The sequence below is a fragment of the Herbiconiux sp. genome (assembly GCF_004297105.1).
In the GTDB taxonomy this organism is placed as follows: Bacteria; Actinomycetota; Actinomycetes; order Actinomycetales; family Microbacteriaceae; genus Herbiconiux.
Window position 1 is genome coordinate 55,280 of record NZ_SCVE01000012.1, and the last position, 15,728, is coordinate 71,007.

15 protein-coding genes and 1 tRNA gene are annotated in these 15,728 nt (G+C 67.3%); 7 read left to right on the forward strand and 9 right to left on the reverse strand.

What is annotated here, in order from left to right; genetic code table 11:
* Nucleotides 1–151: 151 nt before the first annotated feature.
* Nucleotides 152–1,594, forward strand: coding sequence for an FRG domain-containing protein (locus EPO52_RS06580; protein ID WP_290803760.1), 1,443 nt, complete (start codon nucleotides 152–154; stop codon nucleotides 1,592–1,594).
* 410 nt (nucleotides 1,595–2,004) lie between these two features.
* On the opposite strand, the gene EPO52_RS06585 is transcribed toward EPO52_RS06580, so the two are convergent.
* Nucleotides 2,005–2,094 (reverse strand) — tRNA-Ser (locus EPO52_RS06585).
* A 60-nt stretch (nucleotides 2,095–2,154) separates the two neighbouring features.
* Here EPO52_RS06585 and EPO52_RS06590 point away from each other — a divergent pair.
* Entirely contained in the window at nucleotides 2,155–2,934 is a 780-nt protein-coding gene (locus EPO52_RS06590) for a glycosyltransferase family A protein (protein ID WP_290803762.1), read from the forward strand.
* Here EPO52_RS06590 and EPO52_RS06595 read toward each other — a convergent pair.
* Nucleotides 2,931–3,851, reverse strand: a complete 921-nt coding sequence (locus EPO52_RS06595) for an alpha/beta hydrolase (protein WP_290803765.1) — start codon at nucleotides 3,849–3,851, stop codon at nucleotides 2,931–2,933. The two genes, EPO52_RS06590 and EPO52_RS06595, sit on opposite strands and share 4 nt — an antisense overlap.
* A gap of 62 nt (nucleotides 3,852–3,913) precedes the next feature.
* Between EPO52_RS06595 and EPO52_RS06600 the strand changes: the two genes are divergently transcribed.
* Both EPO52_RS06600 and EPO52_RS06605 read left to right on the forward strand, forming a co-directional pair.
* On the forward strand, nucleotides 3,914–4,561 hold the full coding sequence (locus EPO52_RS06600; RefSeq protein WP_290803767.1) for a potassium channel family protein: 648 nt from the start codon (nucleotides 3,914–3,916) through the stop codon (nucleotides 4,559–4,561).
* A gap of 169 nt (nucleotides 4,562–4,730) precedes the next feature.
* A complete protein-coding gene (locus EPO52_RS06605) occupies nucleotides 4,731–5,675 on the forward strand; it encodes a phosphodiesterase (RefSeq protein WP_290803770.1) in 945 nt (314 codons plus the stop codon).
* Here EPO52_RS06605 and EPO52_RS06610 read toward each other — a convergent pair.
* The 3 genes from EPO52_RS06610 to EPO52_RS06620 form a co-directional block, all read right to left on the reverse strand.
* Nucleotides 5,611–7,203, reverse strand: coding sequence for a stealth conserved region 3 domain-containing protein (locus EPO52_RS06610; protein WP_290806142.1), 1,593 nt, complete (start codon nucleotides 7,201–7,203; stop codon nucleotides 5,611–5,613). The genes EPO52_RS06605 and EPO52_RS06610 overlap by 65 nt on opposite strands.
* 150 nt (nucleotides 7,204–7,353) lie before the next feature.
* The gene (locus EPO52_RS06615) at nucleotides 7,354–7,770 is read right to left on the reverse strand and encodes a DUF6855 family protein (protein WP_290803772.1); all 417 of its coding nucleotides are present in this window, start codon (nucleotides 7,768–7,770) and stop codon (nucleotides 7,354–7,356) included.
* A gap of 7 nt (nucleotides 7,771–7,777) precedes the next feature.
* On the reverse strand, nucleotides 7,778–8,962 hold the full coding sequence (locus tag EPO52_RS06620) for an acyl-CoA dehydrogenase family protein (protein ID WP_290803774.1): 1,185 nt from the start codon (nucleotides 8,960–8,962) through the stop codon (nucleotides 7,778–7,780).
* 124 nt (nucleotides 8,963–9,086) lie between these two features.
* Here EPO52_RS06620 and EPO52_RS06625 point away from each other — a divergent pair, with 124 nt between their 5' ends.
* Nucleotides 9,087–9,872, forward strand: coding sequence for a hypothetical protein (locus tag EPO52_RS06625; RefSeq protein WP_290803776.1), 786 nt, complete (start codon nucleotides 9,087–9,089; stop codon nucleotides 9,870–9,872).
* Nucleotides 9,873–9,935: 63 nt separating this feature from the next.
* Nucleotides 9,936–11,258 carry a DNA repair protein RadA gene (radA, locus tag EPO52_RS06630; RefSeq protein WP_290803779.1) on the forward strand — a complete coding sequence of 441 codons (1,323 nt, stop codon included), beginning with the start codon at nucleotides 9,936–9,938 and terminating at the stop codon, nucleotides 11,256–11,258.
* 138 nt (nucleotides 11,259–11,396) lie between these two features.
* Here the strand turns inward: radA and EPO52_RS06635 are convergent, their stop codons facing one another.
* The 3 genes from EPO52_RS06635 to EPO52_RS06645 all read right to left on the reverse strand — a co-directional run bounded on the left by EPO52_RS06635 (nucleotide 11,397) and on the right by EPO52_RS06645 (nucleotide 14,530).
* Entirely contained in the window at nucleotides 11,397–12,947 is a 1,551-nt protein-coding gene (locus EPO52_RS06635) for a carboxylesterase/lipase family protein (RefSeq protein WP_290803782.1), read from the reverse strand.
* A 96-nt stretch (nucleotides 12,948–13,043) separates the two neighbouring features.
* Nucleotides 13,044–14,231, reverse strand: a complete 1,188-nt coding sequence (locus EPO52_RS06640; RefSeq protein WP_290803785.1) for an RtcB family protein — start codon at nucleotides 14,229–14,231, stop codon at nucleotides 13,044–13,046.
* Between the two features lie 146 nt (nucleotides 14,232–14,377).
* Nucleotides 14,378–14,530: a hypothetical protein gene (locus EPO52_RS06645; RefSeq protein WP_290803789.1), complete on the reverse strand. Its 153-nt coding sequence runs from the start codon at nucleotides 14,528–14,530 to the stop codon at nucleotides 14,378–14,380.
* Between the two features lie 131 nt (nucleotides 14,531–14,661).
* On the opposite strand from EPO52_RS06645, the gene EPO52_RS06650 reads away from it, so the two are divergent.
* On the forward strand, nucleotides 14,662–15,048 hold the full coding sequence (locus EPO52_RS06650) for a cell division protein CrgA (RefSeq protein ID WP_290803792.1): 387 nt from the start codon (nucleotides 14,662–14,664) through the stop codon (nucleotides 15,046–15,048).
* Here EPO52_RS06650 and EPO52_RS06655 read toward each other — a convergent pair.
* A complete protein-coding gene (locus tag EPO52_RS06655; protein WP_290803795.1) occupies nucleotides 15,035–15,721 on the reverse strand; it encodes a hypothetical protein in 687 nt (228 codons plus the stop codon). The two genes, EPO52_RS06650 and EPO52_RS06655, sit on opposite strands and share 14 nt — an antisense overlap.
* Nucleotides 15,722–15,728: the final 7 nt, after the last annotated feature.

Here is a 15,728-nt window from a genome sequence, read left to right on the forward strand (position 1 = left end):
ACCAACCGCCCGACCCTAACCACTGCCTGTCAACCCCAAAGCCTTCAGAGGCTCTCGGCAGGGCAGATCAAGAGGTGTCTCGCATCCATCGGGATGTGAGGCGAATTTTCGCAAGGAGGCTCAAGTGCCCGCATCCCCTAGTATCGCGACTATGGTCTCCAATGCTGAAGAGCCGGACCAGGAGTCAGATGACGCTTCTGCCGAGCAGTCATCCGCGGAGCCCAGCTCCGATAGTAGCCTCTCGGCGAGCGTCGGCGCCGGGGCTCGTGCTGTTGCTGGGTTGTCGGCGAGTGGCTTGGGGCAGAGCGCACTGAGTCAAGTGCGTGCTGATGTCGCTTCTGGTGCCGTGGTCTCCGGCGCACTCGCGAAGGCTCAGGCCGATATCGCGTCCGGGGCGCTCACCGCCGGCGCTATCGCTCAGGCAGAGGCAGCCCTGGCCTCTGGGGCAGCCCTGCAGGGTGCCTTGTCTCGAGCCCAAGCTGCAATTTTTGAGAGCGGCGTGATGCAAGCGTCGATCGCAAAGCTAGAAGCTGCAATAGCTGCTGGGCAATTCAGAACGCGCTCGTCCGCAGAAGAGACGCCGTCGTCGTATTCGGACGAGATGAAGTCGGCGGCCAGCTATTTTTCTCACACAGAAAAGCGAATCGGCTCCCTCCAGGAGTTACACGCGTCAGTCGCTCAACTGACGTCAAAGAATCCCAGTTTGAGATTCGTTTGGAGAGGGGTCCGGGATGCTAGCTGGGGATTACATAGCGGGCTCTTTTTAGAGCTCATGAAGCTCAATGAGGTAGTTCCTCCGAAGGACCAGCCATCAGGCCCTCAGCCTTATCCCAATGAACACCAGATGATCGAGACAGAAGCCAGCATGCTTGAGATCGCGCGCACTGACTGGCGCATGGATGACGGCTCACCCCTCGAGCTGCTTGCACGCATGCAGCATTACGGTGCGCCAACTCGACTGATAGACGTAACCAAGAACCCGTACATCGGCGCTTGGTTCGCAACAGAGGCAAGCGAAGACACCGACCACATTGACGGGCGATTGTTTGCAATCGCTACAGCATCCCCGATCGCTGGAGCGACGACGCCAAAGCAGGCTGATACGCCCACTCGTAATCTAACTATCAACGGCCAACCATTCTGGTTCGGGCTTTCAACACCAGAAGCGCGAGAAGATTACCAGTGGGGAACGGGATCTCGGCGCCGCATCTGGGTACCTCCAGCCTACGACCCTCGCATTGTTGCCCAAAATGCCGCGTTCATTCTCGATGGCGTCCCACTAACTTCGAGGAGGGTCGCTCCCTACTTCAAGATCAATACCGAAAGTAACTACTGGAAGCGCTCAGATCTACTCGCGGCGAGCTCCATCTACGCCAAGATGTACAACCCAGAGCGGAGAGCGCAAGCGAATAAGATCCAGCTGGTTCCAACTTTCAGCTGGCGAGTCTCTCCTGAGGCGAAGGACGAAATTAGGTCCGCGCTCGAGGCAGTCTTCGGATACACAAGAGCAACTATCTATCCGGACATCGGAGCCCTCAGTAGTCACCTGAGGTCCGAATTCGCATCATTCGCGACGCCGCTCGAAGCAGGCTAAAAGACTCCAACCCTTCGGGAGTATCAACGCTTAGTCCTGCAGCCCTCCACGGGCCAGAATCTCTATCGGACGCGTGAAGGGAGACGTCCGGAGCGGGTGCGTCGCTCATTGACGCTCACCCCGTCGTTACGTGCGCGAGATCATCTGCGTCAGCGCCACACCGGGCTTCTCGGGGTTCGTGCTCGACGATCGCGGATCGCCCAGCACGAAGACCCCACTTGGGCGGGAGGCTAATGGGGGTGCCATCAACGGGAGCCCCGGCTCGATCACGCAATCACGCACCGATGTGGACAAACCCGATCAACCCGGTTTTCTGCCAACGCAGCGCGATAACGCTCCGAATGCAGTCAAGATGTAGTCAAACGCAGATCAGGGGCACTTCGGAAAGTGCCCCTGATGAGGTGTTCTGATGGCGGTACCGGTGGGATTTGAACCCACGGTGGAGTCTCCCCCACACAACTTTTCGAGAGTTGCACCTTCGGCCGCTCGGACACGGTACCGGGGACGAGTGTACGCGAGCCGCCGCCGTCTCGCCAATCCGGCGCGGCTAGGCTGAGCGCATGGGAGTCACGATCTCTGTCGTCATCCCCGCGCGGGATGACGCCGAGTTCCTTCGACGCGCCCTGAACGCACTCACCGCGCAGAGCCGGATGGCCGACGAGGTGGTCGTGGTCGACAACGGCTCGAGCGACCACACCGCCGCGGTGGCGCGCGAATACGGGGCCGTGGTCGTGAGCGAGCCGGTGCAGGGGATCCTCAGGGCCGCCGCCGCCGGGTTCGACCGGGCCACCGGGCAGGTGCTGGCGCGCATGGATGCCGATTCGGTGCCGCACCCCGATTGGCTCGAGCGGATCGACAGCGTGTTCACCGCACCGGATGCCCCCACCGGGCTCACCGGGCCGGGCAGGTTCTACGGCATCAGCAGGGCCGGCGCCTGGGCCGGCGAGACGTTCTATCTCGGCGGCTACGTCACCTGGATGAGCCTCTTCCTCGGGCACGCCCCCCTGTTCGGCTCGAACATGGCGATCACCAAGGAGGCCTGGCTGCGCATCCGCGACGACGTGCACCGCACCGACCGCCGCGTGCACGACGACCTCGACATCTCCTACCACCTCCTGCCCGACATGACGGTGGAGTACGACCCCACCCTCGTCATGCCCATCTCCGGACGCCCCTTCCACAGCTACGAGGGGCTGCTCCGGCGCCTCGGCTGGGCGTTCCGCACGATCGGTGTCAACATCCCCGGTCACTGGCCGTGGCAGCGCTGGGCCCGACGGCAGGCTGCGCGCCGGCGGGCCGCCGACGAGGCGTCCGGCGCGCAAGAGCGCGAAGCCTTCTAGGCGCCAGCCTTGTCGTACAGGGACAGCAGGTCGAGGCTCAACTCATAGGGCGCGTCTTCACACGGGCTGTGCCCGGTTCGGTACACGTGGATGGATGCGCCGATCGCCTGGGCGAACCGCGCATGCCTCGACAGCGGCCAGAGATCGTGCTCGCCCACCGCCACCGCCTTGGGCACACGCAGCGCGGCGAGCTCGCCCTCGAGGTCGGGTGCCTGCATCATGATGGCCATGATGTCGCGGTGCGAGTCACGCCGCGTCAGGTGGAAGCGCGCCCGCACGAACGCGATCCGGCCGGGCTTCACCCGCAGCACGTTCGCCTGCACGCCCCAGCGCATGAGGTTCGCCGCCGCCCCCGGAGTCGCCGCCCCGGAGAAGCGGCCCAGACGGCTGACCCCCGCGAAGCTCTGGCCGGGATCCGGTGGCGTGCCGAGCAGTGCGAGACTCGCCACGAGCTGCGGATGCCGCGCGGCCACCACTTGCGCCACCACACCCGCGAACGAATAGCCGAGCAGATGCACGGCCCGCGAGGGCGACCCCGGTGCGCCACGCTCGAGGAACGCGACCATGTCGTCGACGAACAGCCCCAACGTGTAGTGCGGTTGGGGCGGGTCGAGATTCCACGGACCGGCCCGGTTCGACTCGTACTGCCCCGCCAGGTCGTAGCTCTGAACGTAGTACCCGGCGGCAGCCAGCTCGGGCATCACGAAGTGGAAATCCTCCTTCGAACCCGTGACCCCCGCCACCAGCACGACCCGCGGATGCGCGGGGTCGCCGAGCGAGACCACCGCGAGTTCTCCGCTGGGCGCGCGGAACGTCGAGACGACCGCCCCCACCGGCGGTGTCGACCAATCGATGTCGGGAAGGCTCTCGTCGCGCGCGACGGCAAGCGATCTCGACTCCAGAGCCGGGTCCAACACGCCCCCAACTTACCCTCTGCCTCCCCGCCGACGTGCCATTCTGAGCCCGAAGGGATGGTCCGATGAATGAGCCCCACGACCGGCGCGCCTCCTGGGAGGCCTCGACCGGCACTCCCCTGGTGTCGCTCTCGCTGGTCTTCATCGTCTGCTACTCGGTGGTGGTGATCGACACCGGGCTCGAGCCGGCCGCATCCGCCGTTCTGAACATCGTGATCGCGGTGATCTGGGTGGCCTTCGCCACCGACTACGTGGTGCGGCTCGCGCTCGCCACCCACAAGCTCGCCTTCGTGCGCTCGGCGCCGCTGGACCTGTTGTCGGTGGCCGTGCCCGTGTTCCGGCCGTTCCTGCTGCTGACCCGGCTGAAGGATGTTCCCTACTTCCGCCGGCACAGCGGCTCGTCGGTGCGGCTGCGCCTCGTCATCCAGGCCACCCTCTTCGTGGTCCTGTTCGTGTATTCGATCTCGTTGGCCGAGCTGTCGGCCGAGCGTGGCGCGCCCGGCGCGACCATCGACAGCTTCGGCGACGCCATCTGGTGGGCCTGCGTGACCATGACCACGGTCGGCTACGGCGACTATGTGCCCGTCACCCTGCTCGGCCGGGTGCTCGCGGTCATCCTGATGTTCGGCGGTGTCGCCATCGTCGGCGTCTCCACCGCCACGATCGTGTCGTACCTCAACGAGCGGATCGGCCGGCAGCGCACCAGCCGCTGACCCCCGCACTGGGGGTGTCCCCCCGAGAGGTGGCCGACAACACTTGGTTTTCGGCCGACTCGCGGGCGAACGTTCTCTTTCCGTTCAGATTCGCGTGCTTGAGTCGTTGCAGCACCACGGACGGGCATCAATCCCTGAAGCTCGCACCTCACCCGAATTGAGAAGTCTTGTGACTATCAGAACGGCCGAGTACCCGAGGCCGAACCATTTCCTCCTCCACCTGAGCGACACGCACCTGCTCGCGGGAGGCGCCAAGCTCTACGGTTCCGTCGACAGCGAGAACCACCTGCGCGACGTGTTCGCCGAGCTGGAGGCCTCGGGGGGCCGTCCCGAGGCCATCATCTTCACCGGCGACCTCGCCGACAAGGGCGAGCCGGATGCCTACGCCCGGCTCCGCGCGATCGTCGAGCCGGCCGCCGCGCGGCTCGGGGCCCACGTGATCTGGGTGATGGGCAATCACGACGACCGCGCCTCCTTCCGCGAAGGACTCTTCGGCGAGGTGCCGACCGACCGCAGCGTCGACCGCGTGTACGACATCAACGGCCTGCGCGTGATCACCCTCGACTCCACCGTTCCGGGCCACCACTACGGCGAGGTCTCGAGCGACCAGCTCGACTGGCTCGCCGAGGAACTGGCCTTCCCCGCCCCGCACGGCACCATCCTCGCGATGCACCACCCGCCCGTGCCGAGCGTGCTCGACCTGGCCGTGGCCGTCGAACTGCGCGACCAGAAGAGCCTCGCCGAGGTGCTCGAGGGCTCGGATGTGCGCTCCATCATCGCCGGGCACCTGCACTACTCCACCAACGCGACCTTCGCCGGCATCCCCGTCTCCGTGGCATCCGCCACCTGCTACACGCAGGACCTGAACGTGGAGGTCGGCGGCACCAAGGGCCGCGCCGGCGCGCAGGCCTTCAACCTCGTGCACGTCTACGAGAACACGGTGCTGCACTCGGTGGTGCCGATCGGCACCTACCCCACCCTCGACTACATCACGGCCGACGAGACCCGCCGCCGCCTGGCGGCCGACGGCATCCGGATCGCGGATGCGGTCAGCCCGCGGGTATCGCCCGAACCGCCGATGACGATGCCGATCCTTCTGCCGACGGGCGTCTAGGAACAGCGGCCTCGACCGGCTGTTCCCATGGGGCCGGGAACGGGAAGTACCGCTCGAGGAACGAGATGACCGCGGTGGTGCGCTCCTCCACCTCGATCTCGGGCTTCGACCCGTCGTTGAGGCAGAACATGTCCATCGACCGCTTCTTGAGCAGCGTGTCCATCTCTTTGAGGGCCGAGCGCAACGTGGTCTCGATGTACTTGACCTTCGCCTCGGTCTGCACCACGGCACGCCCGGTCATCAACGCGTAGTAGTGGTAGAAGGAGTTCGTGACCGAGATGTCGGTGGCCGATCGGAACGGGCTCGCCGCCGTGCGCGCGAACTCGGCCGAGAACTCCTCCTCCATCTCGAACAGCACGCTCTTGCGCAGTGGCGCCGCGCAGTGTTCGAGATGACGGGTGGTGATGCGGCCGAAGCGGGCCTGCAGCAGCTCCCGGTTCACGCGGGCGGCGTTCTCGAAGCCGCTGCGGTGCACCGCGTTGGCGCCCAGACCGATCCGGGTGTCGGCTTCGACGAACTTCGTGATGCCACCGGGTGAGAAGAAGAGATCGGGAGTCACGGGGCGGCCGAAGAACATGTCGTCGTTCGAATACAGGAAGTGCTCGGCGATGCCCGGGATGCGGTGCAGCTGCGCCTCGACGGCGTGCGAGTTGTGGGTGGGGAGGTCGCTCAGGTCTTTGAAGAACTCCTCGCTCGGCATGATCGTGACCCGGGGGTCGTCGGCCAGCCACGCGGGTCTGGGCGAGTCGGTGGCGATGAAGATGCGGCGCACCCACGGGGCGAACATGTAGACACTGCGCAGGGCGTACTTCAGTTCGTCGATCTGGCGGTAGCGGGCCTCGGAGTCGTCGCCGTCGCCCACCACATAGCTGGCCATGCGCTTGGCGCGGGCCCGCTGGAACTCGATCGCGGTGCCGTCGACCCAGGAGAACACGAGGTCGACGTCGAAGCCGATGTCGCTCGCGAGCTGGTTGAACATGCCCTCGATGGTTGTCCAGGTGCGGCCGTAGAGGTCGACAGTGGTCTCGACCATCTCGTCGGCCGGAATGGTGCGGCGGGTGAGCGAATTCTCGACCGGCGCTTCGACGACGTCGCCGATGCGCTGCCAGAACTCGATCTGGACGGCCGACTCGGCGCCGTAGCGCAGGCGGCCGATCGGCTCGATGCGCGGCCGGAAGAGCCGCATCACGCGCGCCTTCGGGTCGCGTGCCAGCTTGCCGTCGGCCACGAGGAGGGCAGGGGCACCGGGCGCCTTCGAGTAGAAGGGCTCGCCGGCCATGCTCTCGATGAGGGCGCTCTTCGCCCGCTTGCGGTCGTTCCAGCGCACGGCCAGCACGGGTCGCTCGTCGTTGCCCCGCACCAGCATGAAGGGCACGTGCGCCGCATCGAGGGCGTCGGCGATGAAGAAGAGGTCTTCGATCATCGATTCACGCGGAGTCGCGTGGCCGTTGAGAAGGGTCAGCTGGCCTTTGCGCAGAACGAGGTCGTGGCGGTCGAGACCGATCGGATGCGACGTCGCGACTCGCAGGACTGATTCGAGGTGGGGGGCTCCGGATACATCATCGGTCAAAGTCGCCTCCTAGGCTCGGGTTCGGTGGATCTCCTGCCGTCGTCGCCAGTCGATTCACCTTACGCCCGCATTCGCCTGTCGCAGGACGCTGTTCTCGCAGGGCGCAGTTCAGATCGCGCGCATCCGGTTGTTGCGGGCATCGTGGGTGAGTTCGGCGAGGCCGAGGTGTTCGAGCAGCGGCGGCAGGTACATGCCGAATCGGCCACGGTATCCCTTGCGCACGCCGTACCAGCCGCCGGCCGGGTTGTCGTCGGCACGACCCCACGCCTCAACGGTTCCGGATGCGGCGGGCTTCTGCTCATCGGCGGCGCCGAGTGCCACCCACCCGTCGTCTCCGTTGTCTTTCTGCGACAGCAGCCAGGCATGGAGGTCGTCGACCGCGGTGGCGAGGTAGCTCAACTTCGTCGAGCCCACCTGGCACACGAGGAGGGCGGGGTCGGCATCCTCGTCGCGATGCATCGTGTAGCTCGAGGTACCGGGAGCCGTGGTGAGCTGCCAGGGGTCGTCTTTCGTTCCAGCGGTCATGCGCTCATCATCCTCCGGCAGGTGCCGCGGTGTCACGCCCCGCGATCTCCCGGCCCACGATCTCGCGCATGATCTCGTTGCTGCCGCCGTAGATGCGGTGCACCCGCGCCTCCGTGTAGGCGCGCGCCACCGGGTACTCGTTCATGTAGCCGTAGCCGCCGTGCAGTTGCAGGCACTCGTCGAGCACCTCACCCTCGCGCTCGGAGGCCCACAACTTCACCTTGGCGGCATCCTCCGGGGTCAGCGCCTCCTTCGAATAGGCCACGATCGCACGATCGAGGTAGGCCCAGAGGGCGTCGATGGTGGCGGCCATCTCCGCCAGCCGGAAGCGGGTGTTCTGGTGATCGATCACCCGCTTGCCGAAGGTGCGGCGGTCTTTCGTGTAGGCCACCGTCCAGTCGAAGCCGGCCTGGGCTGCCGCCGCGCCCGCGGCACCGATCGACAGGCGCTCGAGCGGGAGGTTCTTCATGAGCTGAACGAAGCCGGCACCTGCCTCCCCGCCGATGAGGTTCTCGTCGGGCACGAAGACGTCGGTGAAGGTGAGCTCTGCCGTGTCGTGGCCGTGGTAGCCGAGCTTGTCGAGCACGCGGCTGTGCTCGAAGCCCTCCATGCCGTCTTCGATCAGCACGAGGCTGAACGCATCCGGGCGGTTCCCCTCACCGGTCTTCACGAAGGTCACGAGGAGGTCGGCGGTGCGGCCGCTCGAGATGAAGATCTTCGAGCCGTTCACGCGGTAGCCGCCGTCGACCTTCGTCGCAGTGGTGCGGATGCTGCGCAGGTCGCTGCCCGCATCCGGCTCCGTCATCGCCAGCGCGCCGAGCACCTCCCCCGTCGCCATGCGGGGCAGCCACTTCTCCTGCTGGGCGGGCGTGCCCATGCGAGCGATGTAGGGCACGGCGAGATCGTCGTGGATGGAGAAGGCCTCGGCCAGCGAACCCGATCCGGCGGCGATGACCTCCTCGGTCACGATCATGCGGAACCGGAAGTCCTGCAGCATCCCACCGCCCCCGAATTCCTCCGGCACGGAGAGGCCGATGATGCCGAGCTCGGCGGCCGACTGCATCGTCGCGCGGTCGATCTCGCCCTCACGATCCCAGCGCTGCCGCGACTCGGCGGTGACGTGCCGGGCGGTCCAGTCGCGCACGAGTTCACGGAAGGCATTGTGGTCATCGTCATAGATGTCTCGTTGCATGTCGTCATCATGCTCTCGCAACCTTCCGTCGTCCAGGGTGACTGCGGGATCGCGGATGTTAGCCTTGCCTAAGTCGGGCATGTTGAAACGTGCTGGTCCTCTTACCGAAAGGGTTCATTTCACGATGAGCTACATCCGATCACGAGCATTCGAGAAAGACGGCTATGTCGTTCTCGATCCCTACGACCAGTCGGCCGATCCGAAGGAATGGCTCGACCTGGAGTACGTCGACTGGAAGTCATCGGGAGAGACCCGCTTCGCGCCGCTCGCCAGCGCCTCGGGCGACATGGACTGCAACGGCTTCTGGAACCACACGCCTCCCCGCACCGACAAAGACGGTGTCTGGGTCGAGGCGAATGTGGCCAAGGCCCCCATCCTCAAGGCCCGTGCCGAGGAGCCCGGTGCCAACATCGGCCGCTGCCGCGTGATCGAGCTGCAGCCGAACGACTACGCCACCGCGCTCTACAACCTGCACCAGGACGACAACAACCGCCTGAACCCCGACGGCACCGGCTGGATCGTGCGCGGCTACTTCAATCTCTCCGACGACAAGGACTCCGTGCTCATCCTGCGCGAAGACCGTTTCGACCCCGACACCGAGGTGCGCATCGCGCTGCCCGCGGGCGCACAGCTCATCATCGACACCCAGCGCTTCTGGCACGCGGTCTGGCACCAGGGCACGGAACCGCGCTACTGCCTCATCACGTCGTGGGAGTCGGGCCCCGAGCTCGACGCCTACATCGAGAAGTACCACGGCACATCCGGTTACCCCACCACGCCGCTCGACCCGGCCTTCGTGGAGAAGGCCCAGACGGAGGTGCGCCGCCGCCTCGCGGAGCGCGCCGCCACCCTCTCGGCCAAGGGCCGCGCGAGCTACCCGGCCTACGACGACGAGGACTCCGACGACTAACCCCTGACCGCTTCCCTGGGGAGACGGCCGCGGATGTCCGGGGTCGGCTCTAGGGTGATGCTCATGGCCACGAAATCGCAGAGCGCATACCGCTGCACCGAGTGCGGGTGGCAGACGGCCAAGTGGGTGGGCCGCTGCAGCGAGTGCCAGTCGTGGGGCACCGTGGTGTCGGCGGCCGAGAACGAGGGCATCACGCGGGCCGTGCGCGCCACGGTGCTCGGCGCCGAGCGCATCGCGCGGCCCATCACCGAGATCTCCTCCGACGTCGCCTCGCACTGGGCCACGGGCATCGGCGAGTTCGACCGGGTGCTCGGCGGCGGGCTCGTGCCCGGCGCCGCCATCCTGCTCTCCGGTGAACCCGGCGTGGGCAAGTCGACGCTGCTGCTCGAAGTGGCGGCCAAAGCGGCCGAAGAGCACCTGCGGGTGCTCTACGTCTCGGCCGAGGAGTCGGTGTCGCAGGTGAAGCTGCGCGCCGAGCGCACCCACTCCCTCTCACCCACGCTCATGCTGGCGGCCGAGACCGATCTGGCCACGGTGCTCGGGCAGATCGACGCGGTGCAGCCGCACCTCGTCATCGTCGACTCGGTGCAGACGGTGTCGTCAGCGTCGCTCGAGAGTGCGGCCGGGTCGCCGACGCAGGTGCGGGAGGTGGCATCCTCGCTCATCCGCGTGGCGAAGGAGCGATCGCTGCCCGTGCTGCTCGTGGGGCACGTCACGAAAGACGGGTCGATCGCGGGGCCACGGGTGCTCGAGCACCTCGTCGACGTGGTGTGCCAGTTCGAGGGCGACCGGCAGACCTCGTTGCGCTTCGTGCGGGCGCTCAAGAACCGCTTCGGGCCCACCGACGAGGTGGGCTGCTTCGAGATGACCTCCGACGGCATCGCCGAGGTGCCCGACCCGAGCGGGCTGTTCCTCTCACGCGGGTCGGATGCCGTCTCCGGCACCTGCGTCACCGTCGCGCTCGAGGGGCGGCGGGCCCTTCCGGTGGAGGTGCAGGCGCTCGTGGTGTCGACGCCGTCGCCGAATCCGCGGCGGGTCACGAACGGGGTCGACTCGTCGCGGGTGGCGATGATCCTCGCCGTTCTCGAGCGGCGTGCGCGCATCCCGCTGAGCGACAAAGATGTCTACGTGTCGACGGTCGGCGGCGTGAAGCTCACGGAGCCGGCGGCCGATCTGGCCATCGCTCTCGCGCTCGCATCCGCGTCGAACGACAAGCCGCTGGCGCACGATCTGGCGGCGTTCGGTGAGATCAGCCTCGCGGGCGAGATCCGCCCGGTGTCGTCGAGCCGCATCCGGGCCTCCGAGGCCAAGCGGCTGGGCTTCGGCACCATCATCGACGACGACGTGCGCCAACTCACCCGCGCCCTGGGCCGCGCCTTCGGCTGACCTGCGTCCCCGTCCCCGTCCCTCTCCGCGAACGACGGGGATTCAACCCGAATCCAGCGAACGACGGAGCTTCGGCCCGTATCGCCCGGCACAGTCCGTCGTTTCCCACCCCTCATCACCCCGTGGACAGCCGGAGCGTCAGACGTGGGGCACGAACTCCTGCCAGGCAAGGCGCTTCGAGGCGCGGGGGTCGGATTCGACACGGTCGGTCTCGTCGAAGATGAGGGTGAGGCGCTCGGTCTCGTCGTAGCGCGGCCACACCGATTCGTCGACGCTGCCGTCGCGGGCGAAGGCGAGCCAGAAGGCGCGCATCCGCTTGCCTGCCGCCGTGAAGGTGCGGCGGCCACCGAGGATCGTCATCGTGCGGCCGAACCAGCCGTCCATCCGGTCGAAGATGGCGTAGAGGTCGAGGCCGTGGGTGGCATCGAATCCCGCGAGGTGCACGAGGCGCGGCGCGATGTCGAAGCGGTAGAAGTGCACGGGCATGAAGCGGGAGTGTCGTTCGGCCACCTTCACGGTGGGGTACCAGAACGCGTAGTCGCCGCCGAAATCGGCCGCGGGGCGCTTCGCGGGCAGCTCGGGATACTCCGCCTTGATGGCCTTGCGCGGCTTCTTCTTGGTGCGGCCGAAGATGGCGCGGATGCGCTTCGGCGTCGTGGCGAGGATGTCGAGCCGCCCGGTGAACAGCGATCCCTCCCGGTCGTTCGTGCCGATGATCAGCGGCGCCCGAGCCACCCGTCCCTCCTTGAAGGCATCGAGGGGTCGTTCGGGCAGGAAGTCTCCGTCGATCACCGGTGACATCACGATGGTGCCCGGATGCGCATCCGGGGTTCTGAGGGTCAGGGTCACGGCGGCGTCGATCAGTTCGACGGCAGCGGCATCGACCAGGATCTGGCCCGCCGTGTCGTCGGAGGTGTTCTCCACGCCGTCGGTGTCGATGTTCTCCGCGAGCAGCTCCACGAACTCGTCGGCCCAGACGGCTGCCATCTCGGGCAGGTAGACGGCGTTCGGGGGCGCACTCTGGGCGATGGCCCGGGCGAACAGACCGTGAGCGGCGGGCACGGCCATGAGCGTGGTGACGGCGTTGCCACCGGCCGATTCGCCGAAGAGGGTGACGTTCGCGGGGTCGCCGCCGAATGCGGCGATGTTGTCACGCACCCAGGCGAGCGCGGCCACCTGGTCGCGAAGGCCCAGGTTCGACTCGATCGGGCGCTCGGGCGTGGAGTAGCGGGTGAAGTCGAGGTAGCCGAGGGCCCCCAGCCGGTAGTTGAAGCTCACGTAGATCACGCCGCCCTCCCGCACGAGCGTCTCGCCGTTCTTCGGGTACTCGGCCGACGAGCCGACGCTGTAGGCGCCGCCGTGGATGAACACCATGACGGGAAGGCCGTCGGTGTCGGATGCGGGCCGGATCACGTTGATCGTGAGACAGTCCTCGTCCATGGGCGTCGAGCGGGAAGCCCCGATGAAGTTGCCGTTGCGCGACTGCATCGAGACGGGGCCGAACTCGCTCGCGTCGCGCACGCCGGCCCACGGCACCACCGGGCGAGGCGCCCGGAAGCGGAGCGAGCCCACGGGCGGCGCGGCATAGGGGATTCCGCGCCACGTGTGCAGGCCCCGGCGCGTGACGCCTCGCACGAGGCCACCGGTCACGGCGATCTCGAGAGCATCCGTTCGTGTTCGCAGAGCCACGTGCCGAATCGTAGCCCCGCCGGATGAACATCAGGAGGGCTTGCGCTCGAGGCGCGAGTGCGCCGCGGGCGCAAGCCCTCCTGGTGCGGGGTGACCTCAGTCGCCTTTCACGTTCACGATCTGCCGGAGTGTGTGCCGTACCTCCACGAGGTCGGCGGCATCCGCCATCACCTGGTCGATGGGCTTGTAGGCCTGCGGGATCTCGTCGAGGAACGCATCGGTGGCCCGCCACTCGATGCCCGCCATCGCCTCGTCGAGCTGCTGGCGCGTGAAGGTGCGGCGCGCCGCCGACCGCGAGTACTCGCGGCCCGCCCCGTGGGGCGACGAGTTCAACGACAGTCGGTTGCCCTTGCCCGTCACCACGTACGACGCGGTGCCCATCGACCCCGGGATGAGGCCCGGCAGGCCCGCGCTCGCATCGATCGCGCCCTTGCGGGAGAGCCACACGTCTTTGCCGTAGTGGTGCTCCTTCTCGGTGTAGTTGTGGTGGCAGTTCACGCGCTCGGCCTCGACCACGGGCCGGCCCACCCAGGCCTCGACCTCGGCGACCACGCGATCCATCATCTCCTCGCGGTTGAGGAAGGCGAAGCGCTGGGCCCAGCGCAGTTCGGCGATGTAGCGGTCGAACTCCACGGTGCCCTCGACGAGGTAGGCGAGGTCGCGGTCGGGCAGCACGATCCAGTTGCGCGCGTCGTACTCCTGGGCGGCCTGGATGTGGGCGCCCGCGATGCGGTTGCCCACACCGCGCGAGCCGGAGTGCAGGAACAGCCACACCCGCTCGTCTTCGTCGAGGCTCACCTCGATGAAGTGGTTGCCCGAGCCGAGCGTTCCGAGCTGCAGCCGCCAGTTGGCCGCGTAGTCGGCGGGGTCGAACCGGTGCGCGGGTGCGCCTTCGGCTCCGGATGCGGCCAGCTCCTCGAGTTCGGCGATGCGCGGCGCGGCCGTCGCGGTGATCTCGGTGTTGTACACCCCGGCCGACAGCGGAACGGCGCGCTCGATCGCCTCACGGAGGGGCTGCCGGTCGCTCGGCAGGTCGTCGGCGGTGAAGCCGGTACGAACGGCGATCATGCCGCATCCGATGTCCACACCCACGGCGGCCGGGATGATGGCACCGAGCGTGGGGATGACCGAGCCGACGGTGGCCCCCTTGCCGAGGTGCGCATCCGGCATCAGGGCGATGTGCGGGTGGATGAAGGGCATCCGGGATGCCGTCACCGCCTGCGCCTCGGTCTCGTCATCGAGGATCGATGCCCAACTGAAGAGTGTCTTGCTGATGCGCCTCATGTCCGCTTCCCTGTTCGCCCTGCTGTGAGCGAAACGTTCCAGAATACGGATGCGCGGCGGCCTCGTCCAGCACTATTTTCAGGAGGCACACGAAAGCCCCTGCGGCCTTCTCCGAAGGAGAAGTCGCAGGGGCTTCGGCCAGGTCGCTACTCCGCGGCTTCGTCGCCGTCTTCCTCTTCCTGGTTGAAGTGCGAGCCGTCGGGGTCGTGGCCGACCGCGATGCCGGTGTCGGAGTTGGGGATCGTGCCGTCTTTGCCGAGGTTCGGGCCGTCGGTTCCGGGCTGGTCAACGTCGCTCATCGGTGCTCCTTGCTGTCGTTGCGCTCACCCTACGTCGATCGGCCCCGGCGGAGAACAGACCACCAGCACACTGCAAGCCGATGTCGAGGAGGTCACCCGCCGATCCCGTACCGGCCGTTAGGCTCACCACCATGGACCCGTTGACACTCATCGTGGTGGCCCTGCTCGGCATCGGCACGTTCATCCTGATCGCCGCGGCCATCATCGCCCTGGTGATCTCCCGCCGAAGCGCCGCCGCCCGATCGGCGCGCGGAGACCTGTCCACCGTCGCACCCCAGCGCAGGAGTCCACTGCTCCGCGTGGGAGGGGTGCTGCTGATTCTCGGAATCATCGGCTTCGTCGTGGGCCTGGTGTGGATCCTCACGTTCTTCCTGTCGCAGGGGCGAGCCCCGATCGCCGGCGTGTTCGCGTGGAACATCCTGATCGGCTTCGCGGTTCTCGTGCCCGGCTTCATCGTCGCGGTCCTCGGGCTGGTGCTGACGCTGGTGGGTCGAGGCCCGACCGTCAGTCGAGGATGAACTGGGTGGTGGTGGCCGCGGAGACTCCGCCCACCTCCACGTTCAGGTGGTACGAGGAGCCGCCGCCCGGCACCTGGGCGCGGTCGGCGGCACCGCAGGTGCTGGCCGAGGAGCGGGTGCGGTCCCAGGCGAACGGCGTCGAGGAGACCGGCACGTTCGGCTCGAGGAGCGCCTCGGTGTCGGATGCACCCGACTGGCAGTCGGTGGAGACCCAGTAGGTCTCGGCACCGCTCGTGATCGTGTACTTCTGCTGCGAGGTGCCCGCGTTCACCGTGCAGGCGACAGAGCCGGTGTTCGTGATGGTGAAGGAGATCTGGGGGTTCACCCCGGGCGCGTAGGTCACCGCATCCGTCACCGGCTCCACCCGGATCGTCGAGGGATCGCACGCATCGCCCGCCTCGACCGCAGGGGCGGCGGGGGTCTCGGCGGCGGAGTCGGAACCGGAGGCGGGTGTGGCCGCGGGATCGGCCGGCGCATCCGTCGAGGCGGCTGCGGTCGACGAGGCGGAGGGTGCGGCCACCGGCGCCGGCTCACCCTGAGCGCCCGACCCGGGGCGCACCACGATCAGCACCACCACCGCGATGACGGCCAGCAGCACGAAGAGCACCACCAGCCGTCGCCGCCAGTACACCTTCTTGGGCTGCGGCCCCACGGGATGCCTGATCGTCGACATGAGATCA